This is a genomic window from Cyclobacterium xiamenense (genome assembly GCF_900109255.1).
GTDB classification, from domain to species: Bacteria; Bacteroidota; Bacteroidia; order Cytophagales; family Cyclobacteriaceae; genus Cyclobacterium; species Cyclobacterium xiamenense.
In genome coordinates this window covers 106900-127095 of the sequence record NZ_FNZH01000008.1, presented here as the reverse complement: position 1 = coordinate 127095, position 20196 = coordinate 106900, and the positions used below count along the sequence as shown (strand labels likewise).

The window sequence follows — 20196 nt, the reverse complement described above, 5'->3', positions numbered from 1 at the left end:
TAACACCTCAACCTAAAAAAATGCAAGGCTATACTTTTTTCACCATCTTTTTATACACCTCGCGTTTCTTCTTCTTAATATCTGCCTTCTGATAGTAATCGTAACCGTAACTCATCTTGGTTTTGGCATCATTTAAAACAATCACAGGGTTTTTTAATTTCTTTTCTCGTTTTTGCTCGTTGATGAACGTAATTGCCTGTGATTCAGAAAAGTTGTACCTCATGATATAGGTGGTGATATCCGAAAACCGCGAAAGTGAAAACGCGTCGGCCACCTGACCGACAGGAGCTGAATCAATGATGATCACGTCGTATATCTCCTGAAGCTTATCGATAAAATACCCCACTTTGGGCAATAGCATCAATTCCGACGGGTCATCTGGGAGCGTTCCACAACCAATCAAATCCAATCCATCCGGCAACCGGTCATTCTTGACAATTAAATCTGCTATCGTCAACGAATCGTTCTGTAGGTAATCGGAAATTCCCCGCTTCTCCTCCATTCCCAGGTATTCCAATAGTAGGGGCTTTCTTAGGTCAAATTCAAGAATGACAACTTTTTTATCTGCCAAACTCATGCTCACTCCCAGATTCAGGGAAAAAAATGTTTTTCCCTCCCCACTCGTAGTAGAGGTAACCAGAATCACTTTCTTGTCCTTATTGGGCAGCGCAAACTGAAGGTTGGTCCGAATAAGGCGAAACTGTTCGGCCACGGGCGTCCGTACCCCTTTGGATATGGCTATCGGCACCTTTTCATCGTGGTGGGAGACTTCTCCCAGAATGGAAATATTGGTCCTTGATGTAACGTCTCGTTTCACTTTTATCTTGGTATTTAACTGATAAAAGACGAATACAAACCCGAGACTCCCGCCCAATCCGGCAAAAAATGCGAAGCCAAGGATCAATAGTTTATTAGGTTTGCTCGGTTTACTGCCGGCCATTGCTGGATCAATGATTCTGGAATTACTCACCGTTGTGGCGGCAAGAGACATCGATGCCTCTTCTCTCTTTTTCACCAGGTATTGATAATGGTCCTGCTTGATGGCTTGTTGGCGATTTATTTCCAATAGCTTTCGCTCGATTTCAGGAACTTTCCCACTCTGTATCTCCACTTCGGTCGTCCGGGCCAGGAGATTATTTCTTGCTATTTCCACACTGGATTTAATGCTCTGGATATTTCCCAGTATGTTTTGACGAGCAGAACTCAACTGCTGGTCCTTCTCCAATATCAGCGGATTACCCGGTTGGGTGGTACGAACCATGCGCTCTCTGTCCCGCAGTAACTCATTAAACTTGTCGATGCTAGCCGACAACGTTGGATCAGGAATATTGAGCGATCCCGAAATAACCTGAAAATCGTCCTCCTGCCCCTGCAGTGACTCCTCGATCGAATTCAACACATCCAATTGAATGGAATATTCTGCCAGTTGTTCTTTCCCTTGGTTAAACCGTTCGGCATACTGCAGGGCATCGGAACTCAGTTCGGTGATTTTATTTTCTGACTTGTATTCTTCCACCATCGCTTCAATTTCCCGTAAATCATTGGTGACCGAATCAAGCTGTTTATTAATAAAATCAATGGTATTCTTAGCTGTTTGGTTTTTGTTCAGCATCGCCTCCCTGTTGTAGGCTTCGATTAGCTTATTCAAGACTAACATGCCCTTTTGGGGTACCGGATCCGTAAAACCAAGCCGCAATACGCTGGCTAGCTTGTTTACGATCATCACTTCCAACTTATTGCTATACCTTCCCGGTAGCGCATACGGATTGTTGAATTGGATAATGATCGTGCTGGGGTATTCCTTCAACTCCTGCAATAGGTCAATGGTAAACTCCCCAAATGGGAAGGCCAACTCTTCCCCAAAACGGTGGTTAGAACTATTTTCCTCTTCATCCTCCAATTGAAACGTTTCCGGTCCCTGCACGTGGACCTTGAATACGGTCAACAAGTCTTCGTCAAAAAATGCGGCGGAATCGTACCGATCCAGGTTAACCTGTATGGGTACCTGAGGTCCAAAAATCTCTTTGTTTCGAAATAAATTATCTTCTACAAAATAGGACACATTTAGATCCAATTCCCGAACTGCCTGCCTCATTAAGCTAAATGACTGCAACACTTCCGACTCATTTTCTACCAATTTTATCGACTGATACGTTTCCAATTCCGAGTATACGGCATTTTGAGAAAAATCCGAACTCTTGTTACTATTGATCAAAATAGTCGCCTCAATAGGGTATTCCGGGGTGGCATACTGCAAATAAAGAAATGCCAATCCCAAGCATCCAACAAGTCCGATCACATACAAATACCAAAACTTTAGGTATTTCATGATCAAGTACTTGTAATCCGTGTTTTCCACCTCTTTGGGTTGGAAATCATCCATTAACATATCCGACATTTTCATAATCCCGTGTTCTTATTCGAAATAGAAGCGTAAGTTGAACAATACCGCGATGCCAAGTGAGGCCAAAATACCAAAAATGGTAATAGCCCGCTGATTTGTACTGGCCTGAATCGCTTTCATTTTATCTGGTTCTACGTATACCACGTCATTTTGGTGCAACATGAAATACGGAGAATCTAAAATTTCTCGATTATTTAAATTTAACCTAACTGCCTTTCGAACGCCACCTTCATCCCTGATTACCAGCACATTCTCCCTCTTTCCAAATTCCGTCATGTCGCCTGCTAAACCCAAGGCTTCGAGTATGGTAATTCGGTCTGTCTCCAGTGTAAAGGTGTTGGGTTTGGAAACCTCTCCGATCACTGTAATCTTAAAATTCAGGTACTGCACGTTAACAATGGGGTCTTTCACGTATTCTTCCAAACGCTGTGCCATTTTCTCAATCGCTTCTTCCTTCGTCAACCCTTCCAGCACCACCATCCCCAAAACCGGGAAATTTACCTGCCCGTCTTTGTCCACCAGGTAACCCTCGTTGATCGGAACTGCCGCATTCATCACCCGCCCGTCCTCAGAAGACGACATCACGCCCGCATTAAACAGCAGATTTGACTCCGGGTTAAGACTGCTTACGGTAATCTTTAACAAATCCCCTTTCTGAATGGTCGGCTCAGGAAACTTGGTAATCTGGGTTGAAAAATCTGCTCCGGATTCAATATCGCTGAAATAGACCAAATTCCTCTTCGCACAACCAAAAATGCCAGACAGAAGGAAAATAAAAACCAAGCTGTTTACTAATGTACTTTTTCTCATAAAATCTAAAGACTGTTACGTCGTTTTTACTCACCGAACTCGTTCATCTCGGTGAAAAAGTGAAACAATAATCTGCTAAAACATGCAACCAATAAAGACGTCGCAAATTACTTAATTATCAGAACAATAAGAACTGTGCCAGAATATTTTCATTCGTTTTAGCTATATTTACCCGCATACCTATCGACAAACGTTCCATTTCTTCTCGTTCCAAGACGGAACAAACCTGTAATCACGAATGTCGGTTGCCCCTTTGCTCGTCAAAAGGATCGACTCGGTCTACGTAACTTAAGGAAGCCAGCCAAAGCCCTAGTGTTCGGTAGCAAAACCGACCGTTTGTTATAATGGGTTATCGGACACAAGCAACATCTGGAAAGCTGTTATCAATCAGAAAAATTTGTGCCCTTTTGTGTTTATCGCTGTTTATTTCGACGCGCTATGGTGTTAATATGCTTTTTCGTTTTTTGTCAAAAGAGAAACAACCGTTTCAATGACAATTTTAATATCAAATAGCAGGCACCATTTCCGCACATAGAAGAAGTCCAACCGAAACCGGGAATGTAGTTCCTGGAAATTAACGATTTCACCACGATACCCCTTGCACTGCGCCAGGCCGGTAATGCCAGGCTTCACGCGGTGTCGTTGCATGAAACCGCCGATTTCTTTCGCAAATTCCAGGTTCATCGGTACGGCATGGGGCCTTGGACCAACGATCGACATGTCTCCAAGAAGCACGTTCAGTATCTGCGGAAGTTCATCCAAACTGGATTTCCGCAGAAATTTCCCAACCCGGGTGATTCGCGAATCGTTCTGCGTCGCTTGCCGGGTGTCTGCTTCGTTGTTTTTGATCATCGTTCGAAATTTGTAGCAATAAAATACCTTGTTGCCTCTTCCATGCCGCTGCTGCTTGAAGAGGACAGGTCCCTTGGAATCCAGTTTGATCAAGATTCCAATCAATGGAAACAACCAGGACAATACGAACACGGTAGTAAATACCGATACAGTCAAATCAAAAACCCGCTTGATGAGACGCTTCTGATAGCTATCGTTTTTACCGTAAAGTACCCTGATTTTTGCCTCCTGCTGCCCTTTTACAAAATTTCCCTTCCTGAGGGATTGGCCAAATTTTCTTTCTACTAAAACATTTTCCATCGCTAACAATCGTTACTTACCTCCCTATTCCTTACCTATTGTTTAAAAAACATTTTTATATATCTGAAATACATTTTTACAAATATATAGGGACTTTCTGTTCTTTGCAAGCTTTTGGAAAATTAATTTTAATTAAAATTCGTTTTTTTGTATTTAAAATTCATTTTTATTGATTTAAAAATTAGTTTTAGGCAATGAATCGGTCATAAACGTAAAAAAACCTGCTTGGAATCGACCAGATGGGGACTGGGGATTAATTATTTTCCTAGGCCATCGTCTGACAAATGCTTAGCCAAATTCATGCCCATTTAACAAAAAAATCAATAGACGTTGGCATTCTTTAAAAATACAGCAGAAATCGTCCAAACCAGTATCTTTGCGTCCAGGAGTAAGGACCAATTTTTGATATAAAAATGATCCAGCCGCACCCGACCATAAATATCATAGAAGCGCAGGATTTCCCCCCGGTACCCTTTTACCTGAGCCAATCCGGTAATCCCAGGTTTGACAGAATGGCGAAACATGTAATTATTTATTTCGTTGGAAAACAAGTGGTTCATTGGCACGGCATGAGGTCTGGGCCCAATAACAGACATGTCACCAAGCAAAACATTGAAAAACTGTGGTGTTTCATCCAGACTGGTTTTCCTTAGGAATTTCCCCATTCGGGTAACCCGCCGGTCGTGCCTTGACGCCTGGCGGGTGTCAGCCTCATCGTTTCGCTTCATCGTTCGGAACTTATAGCACCAGAAGGCGGTATTCCCTTTGCCGTGCCGCAACTGCTTGAAAAGAACAGGGCCGGAAGAGTCCAGTTTAATCAACGCTGCAACCAAAGGAAACAACCAGGATAGAATAAAAACCAAGAAAAGAAATGAAAAAACCAGGTCCACAAGTCGCTTCACAAAAACCTTCCTAGGATCCGTAAGGTAAACCACCCCACCCGGCCCAATATACCCGGAGAGCTTTTTCGATAAATATTCCGACTGATCCTGCTTGTGTAAAAACTTTTCCATTGCCGAAATCAATGAACCCCAACAAAAAACTATACCTCGTTTTAATGTATTTGAAATACATTTTAACAAATATATTCAGCTATTTTGAGATTACCAAATATACGGGCTGTATTTATGATCCAGAAAATTATAGTTTCAAAATGAAAAAAATTATTAAAAAAGTTATTTTTATTTACATAATTAGAACAAACACATCTAATTGTATTGTATTCTCATTGAAATATTTTACTTATTTAAACAATTTAGGGAGCAATTTCAAATTCTTTTACCGTTTGAACAAAAAGCTTCACTTTCTCTGGTGAGGTGTCCGGGTACACCCCGTGACCCAGGTTAGCAATGTGCCTGCTTCCTGCAAATTGACTTAACATGCTGCGCGTCTGAGCAACGAGTGTCTCGTCTGGAGCATACAGGGCCGCCGGATCGAGGTTTCCTTGCAGGGCTTTTTTCCCATCCACAAGTTGCTTTACCTCTCCTATATCCATGTTCCAGTCCAAGCCCACGGTGGCACAGGCCATGCGTGAAAAATCTTTCATGGCAAAATAAGCCCCTTTGGCAAAGACCGTGACCGGTACTTCCGTAACCGCTTCACAGATCCTCTCCAGATAGGGCAATGAAAACGCCCGGTATTGATCGGGAGGCAAGATGCCAGCCCAACTATCAAAAATCTGCACCAGGTTTGCTCCTGCACCTACCTGTGCTTGCAAGTACTTAATGGTCGTTTTGGTAATTAGGTCCAAAAGTTTGTGCGCCAAATCCGGGTTTTGGTACAACATGGCCCTGGCTTTGGAAAAGGTCTTCGACCCAGAGCCTTCTACCATGTAGGCAAAAATCGTCCAGGGTGCTCCTGCAAAGCCTATCAGCGGCACCCTGCCGTTGAGCCCCTTTTTCGTGAGCCGAATGGCTTCCAAAACGTAGTGAAGATCGGTTTGGGGATCGGCTACCCTTAATTTCTTTAAGTCGGCGGCACTCCCGATCGTTTTCGGAAACCAGGGACCTCGCTTCTCTACCATCTCGTAGGGAAGCCCCATCGCCTCCGGAACAACCAAAATATCTGAAAAAATTATCGCAGCGTCCACACCAAGGAGATCTACGGGCTGTATCGTCACCTCTGCAGCCAATTCAGGCGTTTGCGCCAGTTCAATAAAACCACGCACACTTGCTCTGACTGCCCTGTACTCGGGTAAAATTCGCCCAGCCTGCCGCATCAACCAAACTGGAGTCCTTTCTACTGCCTCTCCTTTAATTACACGTAAAAGTAAATCGTTCTTCATTTGCATGCCGCAAATATAAATCAAGTTGCGCCAAAAACGAAAAAAGGGACTATATAGAAAAAGCTTCCCTAAATTCCGGAAAGCTTTTTCTACCTGCAATTATCGAAGTTCCTTTCTTGATTAGTTGAGCGTTATTGGTACGATATCCGATTCGTCCTTCCCGATCAGGGACATCACGGCATCAAAGTCACTGAAATCAATTCGCGCAGCTTCTTCCTCTACAAAAAACCCAGGGAGCAATACAATACGAATGCGCTGGTTATCTGTCCACTCGGCTTCCAACTGCGTAAGATCAAAATTCGCCTGCATGAAGACATTGAAAAAAGAAGCGGTGTATTGGTAATTGTACGTCAATGTCGCTCCCTCTGCAAAAAACACCGTTTGGGGCAATAAACGCCACAACGTCTCCCCTTCTACCTGCGCCCATTCCAGGTAGACGAGCAAATTATCCCCCGGACCAATCTCCAGACCGGAACCGATCGCAAATTCGTTCTCCTCAGAAAACGTTACTTGCCCTTCAAAGACCAGGTTCAGAACTTCAATCCCATCCTCCCCATCTTCTCCATCCACTCCATCTCTTCCATCCAGACCCGGAGGGCCTTGAGGTCCTTCCGGACCCTCACATGCAGGCAATGCCATTATTGCTACAAGTACTACCAAGTATAAAATCTGCTTCATAAGTTTTTGTTTACTACGTATAATGAATTAGGTGCGTTATTTGAAAGATAGCCGGTAATTTTTTCATATCCAATACCAACCAAAAAAAAGACAGCCTGCCACACGCGCAAACTGTCTTTTTACGAAAATCACATCGTTTCGGCTTAATTTCCTACCGGATACCGCCGGATATCCTCTTCGTCTACCCCAAGCAAGTTCAAAACAGCCTGGTGGTTTGAAAAATCCATCCGTAGATCAATTCGGTCAGCGGGAACGATCAATACCCGAAAAACCTGCTCGTTTCTAAACCCAGGCTCCAATGTATTGAGGTCAAAATCACCGGTTAAAAAAATTGAATAATCGTAGAAGGTGAAATCGTAATCGTAGGTAAAAATACCGTTTTGATGAAATACAACCTGCGGGATTAACCGCCAAATGTCATTGCCTTCCTGATCCACACCACCCAGGCGGTAGATCAAGACCTTGTCCGACTCCACCAAATCAAAGCCGTACTCACCGCGGATGCCAAAATTACCTGACTGTGTAAAGTCGCCGATTATTTCGAAAACCTCTCCCACGATGGTGACACCATCAAGTCCGTCCTGTCCCGGAGGGCCCTGCGGACCTATCGGTCCTTCACAACTCCACAAAACCCCTGCGGTGATAAGAAGGAACAGCTTACTTACGAGTACTGATTGATTGCTTTTTTTCATACGCTTTTAATTTACTTTGTAAAGGCCATATGCCTGCCTGTATGCTAAGGAATACCCAATGTATCACCCGATGCCGCTAGGTGCATCCACTTGTGTGACCTTTGCGTCATGCCCGTTTACATCAGGCAGGCTCCATTTCATATACTTATGCGAAATACTAGATACGTTGGTTTCCTTTTTCCAAAACCGTACCAGTTTTGGTAATTCCCCCGAAAAACCCGTACCTCGCCCAATTTTTCACCAACAGCCCAAATGCCCATTCCTGATCGCCCGTTTGAATCAAACAGAAAATCCGTTCGGTTGCCCGTATCGCACTACTATTCTCGAACCGGGGCCCACACCTCCACATGATTCCTTCCGATAATCTTATCAATAAAGACCCCCTGCAACATTCGTCCCCGGGCAGAAGCAAAATCCTCCATCTTTTTCTTTGTTTGTTGCGGCCCAGGCATCACCCACCGGTGCATCTGCATGCTGGCTTTTACTGCCTCGCTGCAATCAAATGAGCGTTCCGCCCAACTAGTTGGCAACCGGTCAGGTCCTTCACCAGAAGCCATTCCCACAAACACATGCAATGTATCCCGTTTTCCCGAAGGCTCCTCGAAATAAACGGTGTAAAGCGGAGCTTCCCCCCTATTCGCCTCTACCTCCTGAAAATATTGCCCCAGTCGCTCTTCTTGGGGAGTACCCCTGTATTCCAATCCGACCAGATCCAGAGTCTGGCACGAAACCAACTCCACTTTTGTCTCACTCGCTCCACCCAAATACAGGTACCCGGCGGCAGCTACAAGTAGTAGCACTACCACTACTCCCAGTATTCGTCTGCTTTTGCTTGTCATTTTCCAAATGCATACCTGGCGCCAATGGCTCCCTGAACTTTCAGATGGCCAAATCGGTCCAGAAGTTCCATAAACAGCCCCAACTCCGCAAAAATCCCTAAGGGCACATCCTCAAAATAATAGGCCGAACCGATAAATCCCTCCGGACCAACGTCTGCATTCCTCCGGGATTCGCTACGGGACGCACCCGCCTCGCCGGCAGCAGGTGTGCGGTAAAAATAGGTGACCGTAGTACTTCTAACCTGTACACCGGCGCCCGCATAGCCGACTAAATTTCCTTCCGCTATATCAAATTCGGCATTGAGTGATTGTTCATAGGCCATCCGTGCTTGTGCCGAAAAAGCACCTGCTACTTGTTGCCCTTCGTAGATGGCTGAACTCAACGGCGGGTTGTTTTCAAACGACCTACGGTAATAGCTCCCACTGTTTGGACTCCCCCGTCCAATGATTGCCTCCAGGGAATAGTCATCAAATAAGGCTGTTTTAAACGTGATCCCGTACGGTTCACCCAACCGCAATCCCAGCTCGTATTCCTGGGCAAAAGCCGAGAATCCAGTAAAAGCAATCAAACAAACTAATAAATATTTCATGCATCAAAAACGATAAGAAGCGTCAAATTCATTGCTTTTCAAACGACAGAGCCATCCGGTAAGTTACGGGCAATCGCCAAACTTTTTCCCTACTTGCACAAGTCAACTAACCGCCATGGACTTGAGCTGCATTTGATGCAACTGGGAATAGTACCCTCCATGCTTCAATAGGGCCTCGTGGGTCCCTTCCTCTACGATTTCTCCTTTGTTAAGCACAATTATTTTACTGGCCTTTTGAATGGTAGAAAGTCGGTGGGCGATGATAATTGATGTTCTTCCTTCCATCATTTTTTCTATCGCCTCCTGTATCAGCTCCTCGGTTTCGGTATCTACTGATGACGTGGCCTCGTCCAAAATGATGATCTCGGGATCGTAAACCATAGCCCTGACAAATGAAATCAACTGCCTTTGACCCACCGATAGCGTGCCCCCTCTTTCCCTTACATCGTAATCCAACCCTCCGGGCAGTCGTTCAATAAACTTTCGCGCACCCACCAATTCTGCTGCATGCATCACCTGTTCTCGACTGATCTCCGGATTCCCCAGGGTAATGTTTTGGAGAATGGTGTCCGAAAAGAGAAATACATCCTGCAGTACCACCCCAACGTGCTTGCGAAGTGTAGGTAATTCGTAGGAAGAAACGGATGTTCCGTCAATTTTTATCGCTCCTTTGTTTATGTCATAAAACCGGCTGATCAGGTTGATGATGGACGATTTGCCGGCACCTGTTGCTCCGACCAATGCTACGGTTTCGCCATGCCTGACGTTCAAATTGATGTCTTTCAATACCCAATCCTCCTGATCGTACGCAAACCAAACCTTTTCGAATGAAATGTTACCCTTAATTTTTTCAGGGGCATGGTTCCCTTCGTTTGGTATCTGCTCGCTGTTTTCAAGAATGGTGAAAATCCGGGAAGAACTCACCACTCCCATCTGAAGGGTATTAAACCGATCGGCAATCATTCGGATGGGACGGAAAAATAATTGCAGGTACATGATAAAAGAGATCAGCACCCCTACCTTTATCTGCAGGTCAAATACGCCGGTAGCTCCATACCAAACTACCAGACCAATCCCGATGGCCTGGATGATTTCCGCAACGGGATAATAGACGGAATAATACAAAACCGACTTTAGGTGCGCCCGGCGGTGCTCCTCGTTGATGGCTTTGAATTTTTCGTATTCGCGTTCCTCCCTGTTAAACACCTGAATGATATTCATGCCCGTAATATGCTCTTGCAAAAAAGAATTCAGGTTGGATACAGCGTTTCGGACATCGTTGAAGGAAACTTTGACTTTTTCTTTGAAGACATAGGTGGAAACGACGAGCAGCGGCAGGGTACACAGACTTACCAGTGTCAACTTCCAATCCACATAAAACATCACCGCAAGAATGGATACCAACTGTAGCAAGTCACCGATTATTTCCGCCAGGCCTTGGCTAAATACATCCGAAAGCGTCTCCACGTCAGAAATATTCCGGGTCACCAGTCGGCCAATCGGCGTTTTGTCAAAATATTTGAGCCGCATCTTCAGCAGATGTCGGTACAGCTTAATCCGGATGTCCCGGATGATCACCTGTCCTAACCAACCGGAAAGGTAGGTGTGCCCAAACTGAACCAGCGCATGCAGTACCAATAGTCCAAGCAAAAAATACATGATTCGGAGCAATCCCTCGGCATCACCCATCGCGACGTAATCGTCCACCGCGATCTGTATCAATAACGGTCTACTAGGCGCAAGCACGGCCAACAACAAGGTTAGCAAAACCAAAAAGTAAAACCGCGGCTTATACGGGGTAACAAATTGGTACAGCTTTTTCAACACCTTGGTGTCGATGATATCCCCGCTTTTTACATTTTCTTTTTCCAGTCCCAATTGGTCAGTAGTTTACATAAAAATTTTTGCCGGATACCGTACCCCGGTTAGGTAAAGACCCTGAGCGGGTGCCGCACTCCCCGCCTGTTTCCGATCCTTGCTTCTAATGATCTCGGTAAATCCCGCCAAATCCAGTTGCTTTCGTCCGATTTGTAGTAAGGTACCAACGATCGCCCGAACCATCCCACGCAAAAATCGATTGGCCTCTATATGAAATACCAAACCATGGGCGGTTTGTTCCCAGCCGACCCGTTTTATTTTACAATCAAAACTTTTAACATCGGTCTTTGTTTTGCTAAAGCACTGAAAGTCGGTATGGCTCAAGAGTAATTCCGCCGCCGCCGCCATTGCTTCCGCATCCAACGCATAATAGCAGTGCCAGGCTTTCCCAAGCAGAAAGGGGTCTTTGCGAAAGGTAATGTGGTATTCGTAGCTGCGCCACAAGGCATCAAAGCGGGCATGGGCAGTCGATTGCACCGGTAACAAATCATGAACGGCAATGTCTGATGGCAACATGCCATTGACCCGCTTTAAAAACTCTACCTTTGGTATCTCCTCCGGCACCTCGAAATGGGCAAATTGCTGGCGCGCATGTACGCCAGTATCCGTCCGGCCACTCCCCATGATGAAAACAGCTGTTCGAAATAAGACCGACAGTACTTCCTGAATCGCCTGCTGCACGGAAGGAGCATTTTTCTGCATTTGCCAGCCATGATAGGCAGAACCGTCGTAGGCAATCTCAATAAAATACCGGTGACCTTTGCTCATTTCAAGTGCAAAGATAAAAATATACCCCTATTTCAAAGCGGATTTGACGTATTCCTTGCGAAAATTCAAATAACCCTTTTTCTTTGTCAAAAGACTTTGACATGATCCAACGAATCCAATCGCTTTTCCTTTTTCTGGTTGCCGTTTCCATGATTACCGTAACGCTCACGCCAATTTGGCTTCAGGTGAGTCCTTCCCAAGACCAACGCATGGAAATGACCGCCTGGCATACACGCATCCTGGAATTGCCCCAGGAAACCATTGTCTCTGAAAGCAATAACATGTACATCGGGATTTTGGCTGTATTGGCTGCAGCACTGGCCATCTATAGCCTGCTACAATTCAAAAACCGGAAAAGGCAACTCATGCTGAACATGATCAATGCCCTGCTAATGGGCTTCACGCTAGGGCTTGCTGTCTATAGCAGTTATACATCAAACGAGACGTTCAATCCTGCAGTCGGTGGTGCCTTTGTGCTCGGCTTTTACAGCATTATTTTTGCCTTAATTGTAAACCTTATCGCCAACCGATTTATCAGAAAGGACGAGATGCTGATCCGTTCTGTGGACCGAATACGGTAGACGCCCGCGAAACCCTGGTAGGGCTTTTGCCGGTGAAGTACCTAACCCCCTACTCCAATGAAAACAGAAACCATCGCCATCCATGGAGGAAACAACGTCACCGACGCACTAAAACCTGTAATCCAACCGATTACGCTCTCCACTACCTTTGAACACCAGGACAACAGCATGCTGTACGGCCGGCTAGAAAATCCGAACAGAAAATCGCTGGAGCAAGTCATGGCTGCCCTGGAAAAAGGCGTGGATGCTGCCGCATTTTCCTCGGGAAATGCAGCCGCTAACGCCGTATTTCAGGCGCTTCCTGCGGGAGCGCATGTGATTGCCCCCGATGATATGTACCACGGTTTGAGATCCTTGTTGGAAACCGTTTTTTTTGATAAAATCCACGTGGACTTCGTGGACATGACCCAGCCCGAACAGGTTGCGGCTGCGATTAAGCCCGCCACGCACCTGTTGTGGATCGAAAGTCCTTCCAATCCGCTACTGAAAATATCGGCTATCAAAACACTATGCCACCTGGCTCACGAAAACGACGTTACCGTGGTTTGTGACAACACCTTTGCCAGCCCAATTTTTCAGCAACCCCTGGAGGAAGGAGCAGATTTGGTCATGCACAGCAATACCAAATACATTGGTGGACACAGCGATGTTATCGGCGGGGTACTGATCACCGGAAAAAAAACCGACTTTTGGAACAAAATCCGCTCCGTACAACAACTGGCTGGAGCCGTTCCTTCCCCTTTTGATACGTATTTCCTCACACGCAGCATCAAGACGCTACCCTATCGCATGAAGGCGCATGCCGCTAATGCCAGCCAAATAGCGCGATTTTTGAGCAAACATCCCCTTATCGAAAAGGTATACTATCCCGGGCTGGAAACACACCCGGGCCACAAAACCGCCCGGGCCCAAATGCAGGGCTATGGAGGCATGCTTTCGGTAGTGATTAAAGGCAATGCGCGGGATGCGGATCGTTTTGTCGATGAATTAACCTATTTCTCCAATGCTACCAGCCTGGGAGGGGTGGAAAGCCTAATTGAACGAAGATCCCGCGTGCAGGGGGTCACGGAGGGCGTGCCGGAACAGCTTATCCGGATCTCTGCGGGCCTTGAGAATACGGAAGACCTGTTGGAAGACCTTGAAAAAGGACTTAAGGTATTGCGGTAGAGGGCGACTAATCCATTTTCATTAATTCCTCCACAGGCCGCCTGGGGGTATTTGGATCATTGCCTTTCTGCGATTTGGCGGATCGCTCCGTCGCGCCGCCTTTATTGAACTTAGACACGGTCAATTCCACGTCTGCACCGGCTTCGATCCCAATTTTTTCGGAACAAACCGTACCCTTCATTGTAGCTTCCGCCGTAAAACGTGCCAGGCCCTGGATGTACAAATCTCCCAGAACTTCACCCATGACGCAGATTTCGGAGGCGTGAATATCTCCCTTTACTTTTCCCGAAACACCTACAATTACCTTTTTCTTGGTCACGACATTGCCACAAATATCTCCTTCGATCCGGATATCACTCGTGGCCTCTATATCTCCTATGATCGATAATCCTGGAGCAAAAACCGATGTTGCACTAGCCATTTCCATTTCTTCCTGAATTTTTCTTTCCTTAGTCCACATAAAATCAACTACTGTTAATACCGCTTGTTTCTATTTGCTAACGAGGTTTTTCTGGGCGACAACCCTACAGGCTACCAAGCAAATATAACAAATTGAGGACCGAAAATCCTAACCAGCGAGGGGAAATGAAGCCGCCGGGTCTTATCCTGCCCATCCCTCCCTATCCAGGCTTCGGTATTGGATGGCTTCGGCCAAGTGCTCCACCCGTATTTCCTCAGCTCCAGCCAGATCAGCGATGGTTCTGGAGACCTTCAGGATACGGTCATAGGCCCGGGCGGACAGACCCAATCGTTCCATGGCCGTTTTTAACAAGACCTTGCCAGCCTGATTGATTTTACACAACTCCTTGACGGTATGGGAAGGCATCATGGCGTTGCAATGGACGTCCGGGCTGTCCCCAAACCTGGTATGCTGTCTTTCTCTGGCCAGGGAAACACGCTCCCGGATGGACTTGCTGGATTCGGACTTCCCCTCTGAAGTCATTTCTTCAAAATTAACCGGAGTCACCTCCACGTGCAAGTCTATGCGATCCAACAGGGGACCACTTACCTTGTTGAGGTACTTTTGAACAATTCCTGGACCACAAACACATTCTTTTTCGGGGTGATTGTAATAACCACAGGGGCAGGGGTTCATACTGGCTACCAGCATGAAGTTGGCAGGAAAATCTACCGAAACTTTTGCTCTGGAGATGGTCACTTTTCGCTCCTCCAGAGGCTGACGGAGCACTTCCAGTACCGTTCGCTTAAACTCCGGCAATTCGTCCAAAAACAAAACACCATTGTGGGACAGGGATATTTCCCCGGGCTGAGGGTTTCCTCCCCCGCCCACCAAAGCCACATCGCTGATGGTATGGTGGGGTGAACGAAAGGGACGTTGGGCCACCAACGATGCCTCTACGCCAAGCTTACCGGCCACCGAATGGATCTTCGTCGTTTCCAGCGCCTCCTGCAAACTAAGTGGCGGGAGAATGGACGGAAGTCTTTTTGCCAACATGGTCTTTCCCGCGCCCGGCGGGCCAATCATGATCACGTTGTGCCCGCCAGCAGCGGCGATTTCCATGGCGCGTTTGATATTTTCCTGGCCCTGTACGTCTGCAAAATCAAAGGCATAATCCTCCAATGAGTTAAAAAACACATTGCGTGTATCCGTGACCAGCGGGGCAATTTCCTGTGTCCCTTCCAGAAAATGAATAGCTTCCTGTAGGGTTTCTACGCCGATGATATCCAATTTATTAACAATAGCGGCCTCTTGGGCATTTTCTTTGGGCAGGATAAATCCCTTAAACCCGCGCTTTCTAGCCTCAATCGCAATAGGTAGAACTCCTTTTATGGTTCGGAGCTTTCCGTCCAGTGACAGTTCGCCCATGATCAGGTATTCTTCCAGCTCGGGAAAAAACACCTGCTCGGAAGCTTGGAGTATCCCCATAGCAATGGGCAAATCGTAGGACGATCCTTCCTTTCGAAGATCGGCTGGCGCCAGGTTGATGACCACTTTTTGTCGGGGCATGCGGTAGCCATAGTACTTCAATGCAGATTCCACCCGCTGCTGGCTTTCCTTTACCGCACTATCGGGAAGTCCTACCATATAAAAACTGGTCCCCTGACCTACATTTACTTCGATGGTGATGAGCTTTGCGTCTACACCGGAGACTGCACTGCCAAAAGTTTTAGCTACCATACCTAACCTGTGAGTGAAAAGCGGAACGGCGTACTTTCGCGATCCGTTCTGCTATTTAAAATTTTCTCTGGGCTTAATGGAGGAACCCTCTTTGTCATCGGGTTGATCCTCGATTTTTTTGTCCAGTTTTTCAATTTTAACGCCCCTTTCCAGGTCGAAAACCATGGCTTTCAATTCCTTTTTCTCCTGCTCTGTTTTTTTAATTTTACTTTGTAAGTTGCTCGTGTGGGCCCAGCCGGCTCCCCAGGTAATCAGGTACGACACCAGGCCTGCGAGTAACCAGGACACCACCTCCCCTGCCTCCGGACTCCCTCCCCACATTCGTTCGTAGGTAAGAAAATACACCAGTCCGATGCCAAAAAACAAAGCGGTTACTAGTTGAAAGATATTCGTCAATTTTTTCATAAGGGTCTATCTTAGGGAATGCTACCACAATATACTAAACTGACTGCATTTGGGAAAGTTTCTTGTACAATCCGTTCATTTCCATTAAATCGGTATGTGTGCCTCGTTCAGCAATCCTGCCTCCTTCGATGACCAGGATTTCATCCGCATGCTGAATGGTACTCAGTCTATGTGCAATAACCAGGGAGGTACGATTGGCCATCAGGTTGGCCAGTGCTTCCTGCACCAGTCGCTCTGAAGCCGAGTCCAATGCCGACGTAGCTTCGTCCAGAATAAGAATGGCAGGGTTTTTTAAAACAGCCCGTGCGATACTCAGGCGCTGCCGCTGTCCTCCGGACAATTTGGTGCCTCGCTCGCCAATATTAGTCTGGTATCCCTCCTCCAGTTTAGTAATAAATTCGTGGGCATTGGCAATTCTGGCCGCTTTTTCTACCGCTTCCTGCGAAGCCCCCTCCATGCCAAAGGCGATGTTATGATACACGGTGTCGTTGAAAAGAATGGATTCCTGGGTGACAATTCCCATGAGTTGCCGCAGGTCAGCGATCTTCAGGGTTTTGATATCATGGCCATCAATCGTGATCAGCCCCTCTGCCGGGTCGTAAAACCGGGGCAATAGATCGGCAAGGGTGGACTTCCCCCCTCCGGACGGACCTACCAGGGCGATCGTCTTTCCTTTGGTTAGTTCAAAATTGATCCCTTCCAGTACGGGAGTTTCCTCGTAGGCAAAGCCTACATTCGCAAAAACCACCCGATCCGTAAACTGTGGCAGGCGACGCGGCTGGCCGATTTCCTGAATCAGGGGTTTGGCATCTACCACTTCGAAAATCCTGCGCGCGGAGGCCAATCCCCGTTGAATGCTGCTGACTGCGCGGGAAATTTCCTTGGCCGGGTTCAACACTTGGGTAAACAAAATGATGTACGCGATAAATTCACTGGCACTGAGACTGGAGGTATTGGTTAAGACCAGGTTTCCCCCGTAGAGAAGAATCCCGGCGACGACGGTAACACCGAGGAATTGGCTGATCGGCGAGGCCAGTTCGTATTTTCTTGCCATGGATACATTCACCCGGGCATAATAATCGGTCTCTTCTGCAAATTTATCCTGTACAAATTTCCGCCCCCCAAAGGCCTTCACCACCCGCATACCCCCAATGGTTTCATCCAGAATGGTAACGATCCTTCCCAGGGATTCCTGGCTTTGCTCTGCCGTCTTCTTTAGTCGCTTGGTCACGTAGCCAATGATTGCACCCGACACCGGTATGAGCAAAATGGTAAAAAGTGTGAGCTGTACCGACATAAAAAACAACACCGCAAAATACAGGATCACCGTCACCGGTTCTTTAAAAATCACCCGAAGGGACTGCACGATGCTGTTCTCTACTTCCTGTATATCGTTGGTCATCTTGGATATCAAATCCCCCTTTCGTTCGGTAGAAAAGTACCCCAAATGCATACTGCTGACTGCATTAAAAATCCGAATACGCATTCCCTGAATGATATCCGCACGTACCTTGGCTAAAACTACCCCGGATAAATACGCAAACAGATTACTCAAAAAGACCGAAATGACAATAATGACACACACGTATACCAGGGTTCCAAATTTACCATAGGCCGTGGCAATCTCGAGAAAATAATGGTTAAAAAGGTTCAGGAAATAGTTTACCGTGAACGAAAATTCGGGTGCTTCGCGGTAGGCTTCCAATTCCTCGGGGCCCACCTGCTCGAAAATCACATCAAAAAGTGGCTTCAGCAAGGTAAAGTTCAACAATCCGAAAACGATAGCCAGCAAGGCAAACAACACGTATTGAGGGAAATACCTTCGGTAAGGCCGGGCATAGGCAAGTATACGCAGATACGTTTCCATAGGGTTTGGCTGATTCAGGGCTGTAATTTACAATTTTTTCGGGCGAATCACGGTTCCCCGAAGCTGTTCCGGTCAAAAGTGCGGATCAAACCAGGCGGTGTTCAGCCGCAAGCCCGCCTGAGAAAAGGCTTTGGTTCGGGTCGAAACTGCTTCTCCAGAATCCCTGCGTAACGTTTGGGAAAAATCAAGAAACACATTATGGTGGAGCATGTAGGATGCACGAATCGTCCCCATGTAGACCTGTGTTTTTTCCCCCTGTCCGATAAAATTACCAAACAGCGACGTGCTGTTTTCCACCCGGTTCTTTAAAATATCTCCTCCGAAGTTAGCCGAGGAGACCGGGTCCTTTCCGTGCATTTGGTAGAGTGCGGTCGCATGCAGCGTTAGTTTCGGTAGGGGTTGAAACCGACTTTGAACAAGGAGTTCCCGAAAATTGGCGCCACGAGGATGGGTAAGCGGGATGCGGTAATTGGTGTAGGATTGGTAATCGAACTTTTCCTGAAAGGTGTAGGGGCGTGCATGGTTGTACTCCACCTGCACATCCAGGTTCGGAATGCCCGCGACTTCCACATGATGTATGCCAAGTTGAAAACCGTGTTTGTTACGGCTGGATCCTTTACCGGAAATCCCAAAAAACTCATTGAATACAAACTCATCCAATACAAATTGCCCGTAGACCTGTAGGCCCTTTAGGGGGTGCCACTTGAAATCGGTTCCCAGCATGACTTTATCGGGCGTACCTAATTGATGCTCTACCCAGCGATAAAACACGAGGGGATTGAGGTAGTTCCAGTCCATGCGGTTTGCCATCACCGACTCGTACAGTCCCAGATTGAATCGTTTTCCCAGGTTTACACCCAGCCGGTGAAAGGAAAACCATTTTTGCGGATACCGTCCATCCGTAGGAACGCCGCGGTCTGTCAGGATATCTGCGGTGAGCTGCCCCCATAGGTTGGTAAAGTTTACCGGCCCAATCCGGGTATTTATTTTCACAAATACAAAGGGGTTGGAAAAATCAGACAGCACGAAGGACCGAATCCCCTGCCCGATAAAGTGACTATCGTGACCGAATTGCATCTGAATATGCCGTGTAGCCCGAAAGTTGATATGGCCGCGGGCAGAAAAGAAACTGTATCCATTGTCTCCGTATCGCTTCCAAAAACCCTGGCCGGGTATCGCTCCGTGCTGTTGGACGTAGCCATTGATCCAGGAGGGAAAAACCAGGTCCGTAGTCGAAAGCAGCGTATAAAACCCAATTTTATTATCAATGCTGCCTCGCAGGGTAAGTCCCCGGGTATTCCGAAAACGCAGGTCTGCTTCGTCGGTTTCCACCCCTCCCTGAAAATGCAGTACCGGATTGACGTGAACGTCCCATACTTCATCCTTGTACGCATAAAAATCCGCGGGATGCTGGTAAAACCGTCGTCTCTTTTGCTGCGGCAGCAGCTCCAAGGTGTCGGTAGTGTGTTCCCAACTGTCTCGCAGCAGGTAATTCAGATTGAAAGCGTCGGATTGGGAAAGGGATGGATGGGCTTCTTTGTATCCGTCCAGAAACCGGACGACAGCTTTTCTACCAAACGGCTTGACCCCGGTATGAAAGGATTCGGTAAAAAACCCTTGACGGATCTCTAGCCGTTCGATGAGTTGGAAATACTCCCTGTCGTATACCAACTGGGGGCTTTGTGCCCACGTTGCGGGGACTTGAAAAGGTAGTACAAGAAAATAAAAAAAAAGCGACCTCATAGGAAAAATTGTTTTGTTTGCTGCCCGCTTTTGGCGGAGTTACCCTTTCAACCAAGGTTTCTGAACCCCGACAGCCGGGACTTACCGTTCAGATGCGCCTTAAAATTAAGGAAGTATTTTATATTTGAAAGGGAATGTTTTGGAGAAAATTATAAAAAAGGGTAAATTTGTGCCTCTATTTGAAGACGAAGAAAATAA

Annotated in this window: 18 protein-coding genes; 2 read left to right on the top strand and 16 right to left on the bottom strand. The window is 46.7% G+C overall.

The window, feature by feature from the left end:
* Nucleotides 1-28: 28 nt before the first annotated feature.
* From BMW71_RS19620 to truA, 11 genes are all read right to left on the bottom strand, one after another.
* Nucleotides 29-2383, bottom strand: a complete 2355-nt coding sequence (locus BMW71_RS19620) for a GumC family protein (protein WP_218145611.1) — start codon at nucleotides 2381-2383, stop codon at nucleotides 29-31.
* A gap of 33 nt (nucleotides 2384-2416) precedes the next feature.
* Entirely contained in the window at nucleotides 2417-3214 is a 798-nt protein-coding gene (locus tag BMW71_RS19615; RefSeq protein ID WP_092177875.1) for a polysaccharide biosynthesis/export family protein, read from the bottom strand.
* A gap of 444 nt (nucleotides 3215-3658) precedes the next feature.
* Nucleotides 3659-4366, bottom strand: coding sequence for a sugar transferase (locus tag BMW71_RS19610; protein WP_092177873.1), 708 nt, complete (start codon nucleotides 4364-4366; stop codon nucleotides 3659-3661).
* Between the two features lie 320 nt (nucleotides 4367-4686).
* The gene (locus tag BMW71_RS19605; RefSeq protein ID WP_092177871.1) at nucleotides 4687-5379 is read right to left on the bottom strand and encodes a sugar transferase; all 693 of its coding nucleotides are present in this window, start codon (nucleotides 5377-5379) and stop codon (nucleotides 4687-4689) included.
* A gap of 242 nt (nucleotides 5380-5621) precedes the next feature.
* Nucleotides 5622-6656: a uroporphyrinogen decarboxylase gene (gene hemE / locus BMW71_RS19600; RefSeq protein WP_092177869.1), complete on the bottom strand. Its 1035-nt coding sequence runs from the start codon at nucleotides 6654-6656 to the stop codon at nucleotides 5622-5624.
* 114 nt (nucleotides 6657-6770) lie between these two features.
* Complete coding sequence (locus BMW71_RS19595; protein ID WP_143057702.1) at nucleotides 6771-7328, bottom strand: hypothetical protein; 558 nt, start codon at nucleotides 7326-7328, stop codon at nucleotides 6771-6773.
* A 143-nt stretch (nucleotides 7329-7471) separates the two neighbouring features.
* Entirely contained in the window at nucleotides 7472-8020 is a 549-nt protein-coding gene (locus BMW71_RS19590) for a hypothetical protein (RefSeq protein ID WP_092177865.1), read from the bottom strand.
* A gap of 317 nt (nucleotides 8021-8337) precedes the next feature.
* On the bottom strand, nucleotides 8338-8859 hold the full coding sequence (locus BMW71_RS19585; protein ID WP_092177863.1) for a hypothetical protein: 522 nt from the start codon (nucleotides 8857-8859) through the stop codon (nucleotides 8338-8340).
* Nucleotides 8856-9449 (bottom strand): hypothetical protein, encoded by a 594-nt coding sequence (locus tag BMW71_RS19580; protein ID WP_092177861.1) that lies wholly within the window; start codon nucleotides 9447-9449, stop codon nucleotides 8856-8858. The genes BMW71_RS19585 and BMW71_RS19580 overlap by 4 nt, the downstream gene beginning before the upstream one ends.
* 102 nt (nucleotides 9450-9551) lie before the next feature.
* Nucleotides 9552-11327 carry an ABC transporter ATP-binding protein gene (locus tag BMW71_RS19575; RefSeq protein WP_092177859.1) on the bottom strand — a complete coding sequence of 592 codons (1776 nt, stop codon included), beginning with the start codon at nucleotides 11325-11327 and terminating at the stop codon, nucleotides 9552-9554.
* A gap of 12 nt (nucleotides 11328-11339) precedes the next feature.
* Nucleotides 11340-12095, bottom strand: a complete 756-nt coding sequence (gene truA / locus BMW71_RS19570) for a tRNA pseudouridine(38-40) synthase TruA (protein WP_092177857.1) — start codon at nucleotides 12093-12095, stop codon at nucleotides 11340-11342.
* Nucleotides 12096-12178: 83 nt separating this feature from the next.
* Here truA and BMW71_RS19565 point away from each other — a divergent pair, with 83 nt between their 5' ends.
* Together BMW71_RS19565 and BMW71_RS19560 are read left to right on the top strand one after the other, a co-directional pair.
* On the top strand, nucleotides 12179-12676 hold the full coding sequence (locus BMW71_RS19565) for a DUF4293 domain-containing protein (protein WP_317041164.1): 498 nt from the start codon (nucleotides 12179-12181) through the stop codon (nucleotides 12674-12676).
* A gap of 57 nt (nucleotides 12677-12733) precedes the next feature.
* Nucleotides 12734-13843, top strand: a complete 1110-nt coding sequence (locus BMW71_RS19560; protein ID WP_092177853.1) for a trans-sulfuration enzyme family protein — start codon at nucleotides 12734-12736, stop codon at nucleotides 13841-13843.
* A gap of 7 nt (nucleotides 13844-13850) precedes the next feature.
* Here the strand turns inward: BMW71_RS19560 and BMW71_RS19555 are convergent, their stop codons facing one another.
* The 5 genes from BMW71_RS19555 to BMW71_RS19535 all read right to left on the bottom strand — a co-directional run bounded on the left by BMW71_RS19555 (nucleotide 13851) and on the right by BMW71_RS19535 (nucleotide 19998).
* Nucleotides 13851-14303 (bottom strand): bactofilin family protein, encoded by a 453-nt coding sequence (locus BMW71_RS19555; protein WP_092177851.1) that lies wholly within the window; start codon nucleotides 14301-14303, stop codon nucleotides 13851-13853.
* Between the two features lie 141 nt (nucleotides 14304-14444).
* Nucleotides 14445-15983, bottom strand: coding sequence for a YifB family Mg chelatase-like AAA ATPase (locus BMW71_RS19550; protein ID WP_092177849.1), 1539 nt, complete (start codon nucleotides 15981-15983; stop codon nucleotides 14445-14447).
* A 51-nt stretch (nucleotides 15984-16034) separates the two neighbouring features.
* A complete protein-coding gene (locus BMW71_RS19545; protein ID WP_092177847.1) occupies nucleotides 16035-16388 on the bottom strand; it encodes a hypothetical protein in 354 nt (117 codons plus the stop codon).
* Nucleotides 16389-16422: 34 nt separating this feature from the next.
* Entirely contained in the window at nucleotides 16423-18255 is a 1833-nt protein-coding gene (locus BMW71_RS19540; protein WP_092177845.1) for an ABC transporter ATP-binding protein, read from the bottom strand.
* A 72-nt stretch (nucleotides 18256-18327) separates the two neighbouring features.
* Nucleotides 18328-19998 carry a hypothetical protein gene (locus tag BMW71_RS19535; protein ID WP_092177843.1) on the bottom strand — a complete coding sequence of 557 codons (1671 nt, stop codon included), beginning with the start codon at nucleotides 19996-19998 and terminating at the stop codon, nucleotides 18328-18330.
* Between the last annotated feature and the right edge of the window lie 198 nt (nucleotides 19999-20196).

Excerpts from the sequence above, each read along its gene's own strand:
- BMW71_RS19590 (WP_092177865.1), bottom strand. The coding sequence starts at position 8,020 with ATGAAAAAAAGCAATCAATCAGTACTCGTAAGTAAGCTGTTCCTTCTT.
- BMW71_RS19620 (WP_218145611.1), bottom strand. The coding sequence starts at position 2,383 with ATGGATGATTTCCAACCCAAAGAGGTGGAAAACACGGATTACAAGTAC.
- BMW71_RS19595 (WP_143057702.1), bottom strand. The coding sequence starts at position 7,328 with ATGAAGCAGATTTTATACTTGGTAGTACTTGTAGCAATAATGGCATTG.
- hemE (WP_092177869.1), bottom strand. The coding sequence starts at position 6,656 with ATGCAAATGAAGAACGATTTACTTTTACGTGTAATTAAAGGAGAGGCA.
- BMW71_RS19615 (WP_092177875.1), bottom strand. The coding sequence starts at position 3,214 with ATGAGAAAAAGTACATTAGTAAACAGCTTGGTTTTTATTTTCCTTCTG.
- BMW71_RS19540 (WP_092177845.1), bottom strand. The coding sequence starts at position 18,255 with ATGGAAACGTATCTGCGTATACTTGCCTATGCCCGGCCTTACCGAAGG.
- truA (WP_092177857.1), bottom strand. The coding sequence starts at position 12,095 with ATGAGCAAAGGTCACCGGTATTTTATTGAGATTGCCTACGACGGTTCT.
- BMW71_RS19580 (WP_092177861.1), bottom strand. The coding sequence starts at position 9,449 with ATGAAATATTTATTAGTTTGTTTGATTGCTTTTACTGGATTCTCGGCT.
- BMW71_RS19545 (WP_092177847.1), bottom strand. The coding sequence starts at position 16,388 with ATGAAAAAATTGACGAATATCTTTCAACTAGTAACCGCTTTGTTTTTT.
- BMW71_RS19585 (WP_092177863.1), bottom strand. The coding sequence starts at position 8,859 with ATGACAAGCAAAAGCAGACGAATACTGGGAGTAGTGGTAGTGCTACTA.
- BMW71_RS19605 (WP_092177871.1), bottom strand. The coding sequence starts at position 5,379 with ATGGAAAAGTTTTTACACAAGCAGGATCAGTCGGAATATTTATCGAAA.
- BMW71_RS19610 (WP_092177873.1), bottom strand. The coding sequence starts at position 4,366 with ATGGAAAATGTTTTAGTAGAAAGAAAATTTGGCCAATCCCTCAGGAAG.
- BMW71_RS19560 (WP_092177853.1), top strand. The coding sequence starts at position 12,734 with ATGAAAACAGAAACCATCGCCATCCATGGAGGAAACAACGTCACCGAC.
- BMW71_RS19555 (WP_092177851.1), bottom strand. The coding sequence starts at position 14,303 with ATGTGGACTAAGGAAAGAAAAATTCAGGAAGAAATGGAAATGGCTAGT.
- BMW71_RS19535 (WP_092177843.1), bottom strand. The coding sequence starts at position 19,998 with ATGAGGTCGCTTTTTTTTTATTTTCTTGTACTACCTTTTCAAGTCCCC.
- BMW71_RS19550 (WP_092177849.1), bottom strand. The coding sequence starts at position 15,983 with ATGGTAGCTAAAACTTTTGGCAGTGCAGTCTCCGGTGTAGACGCAAAG.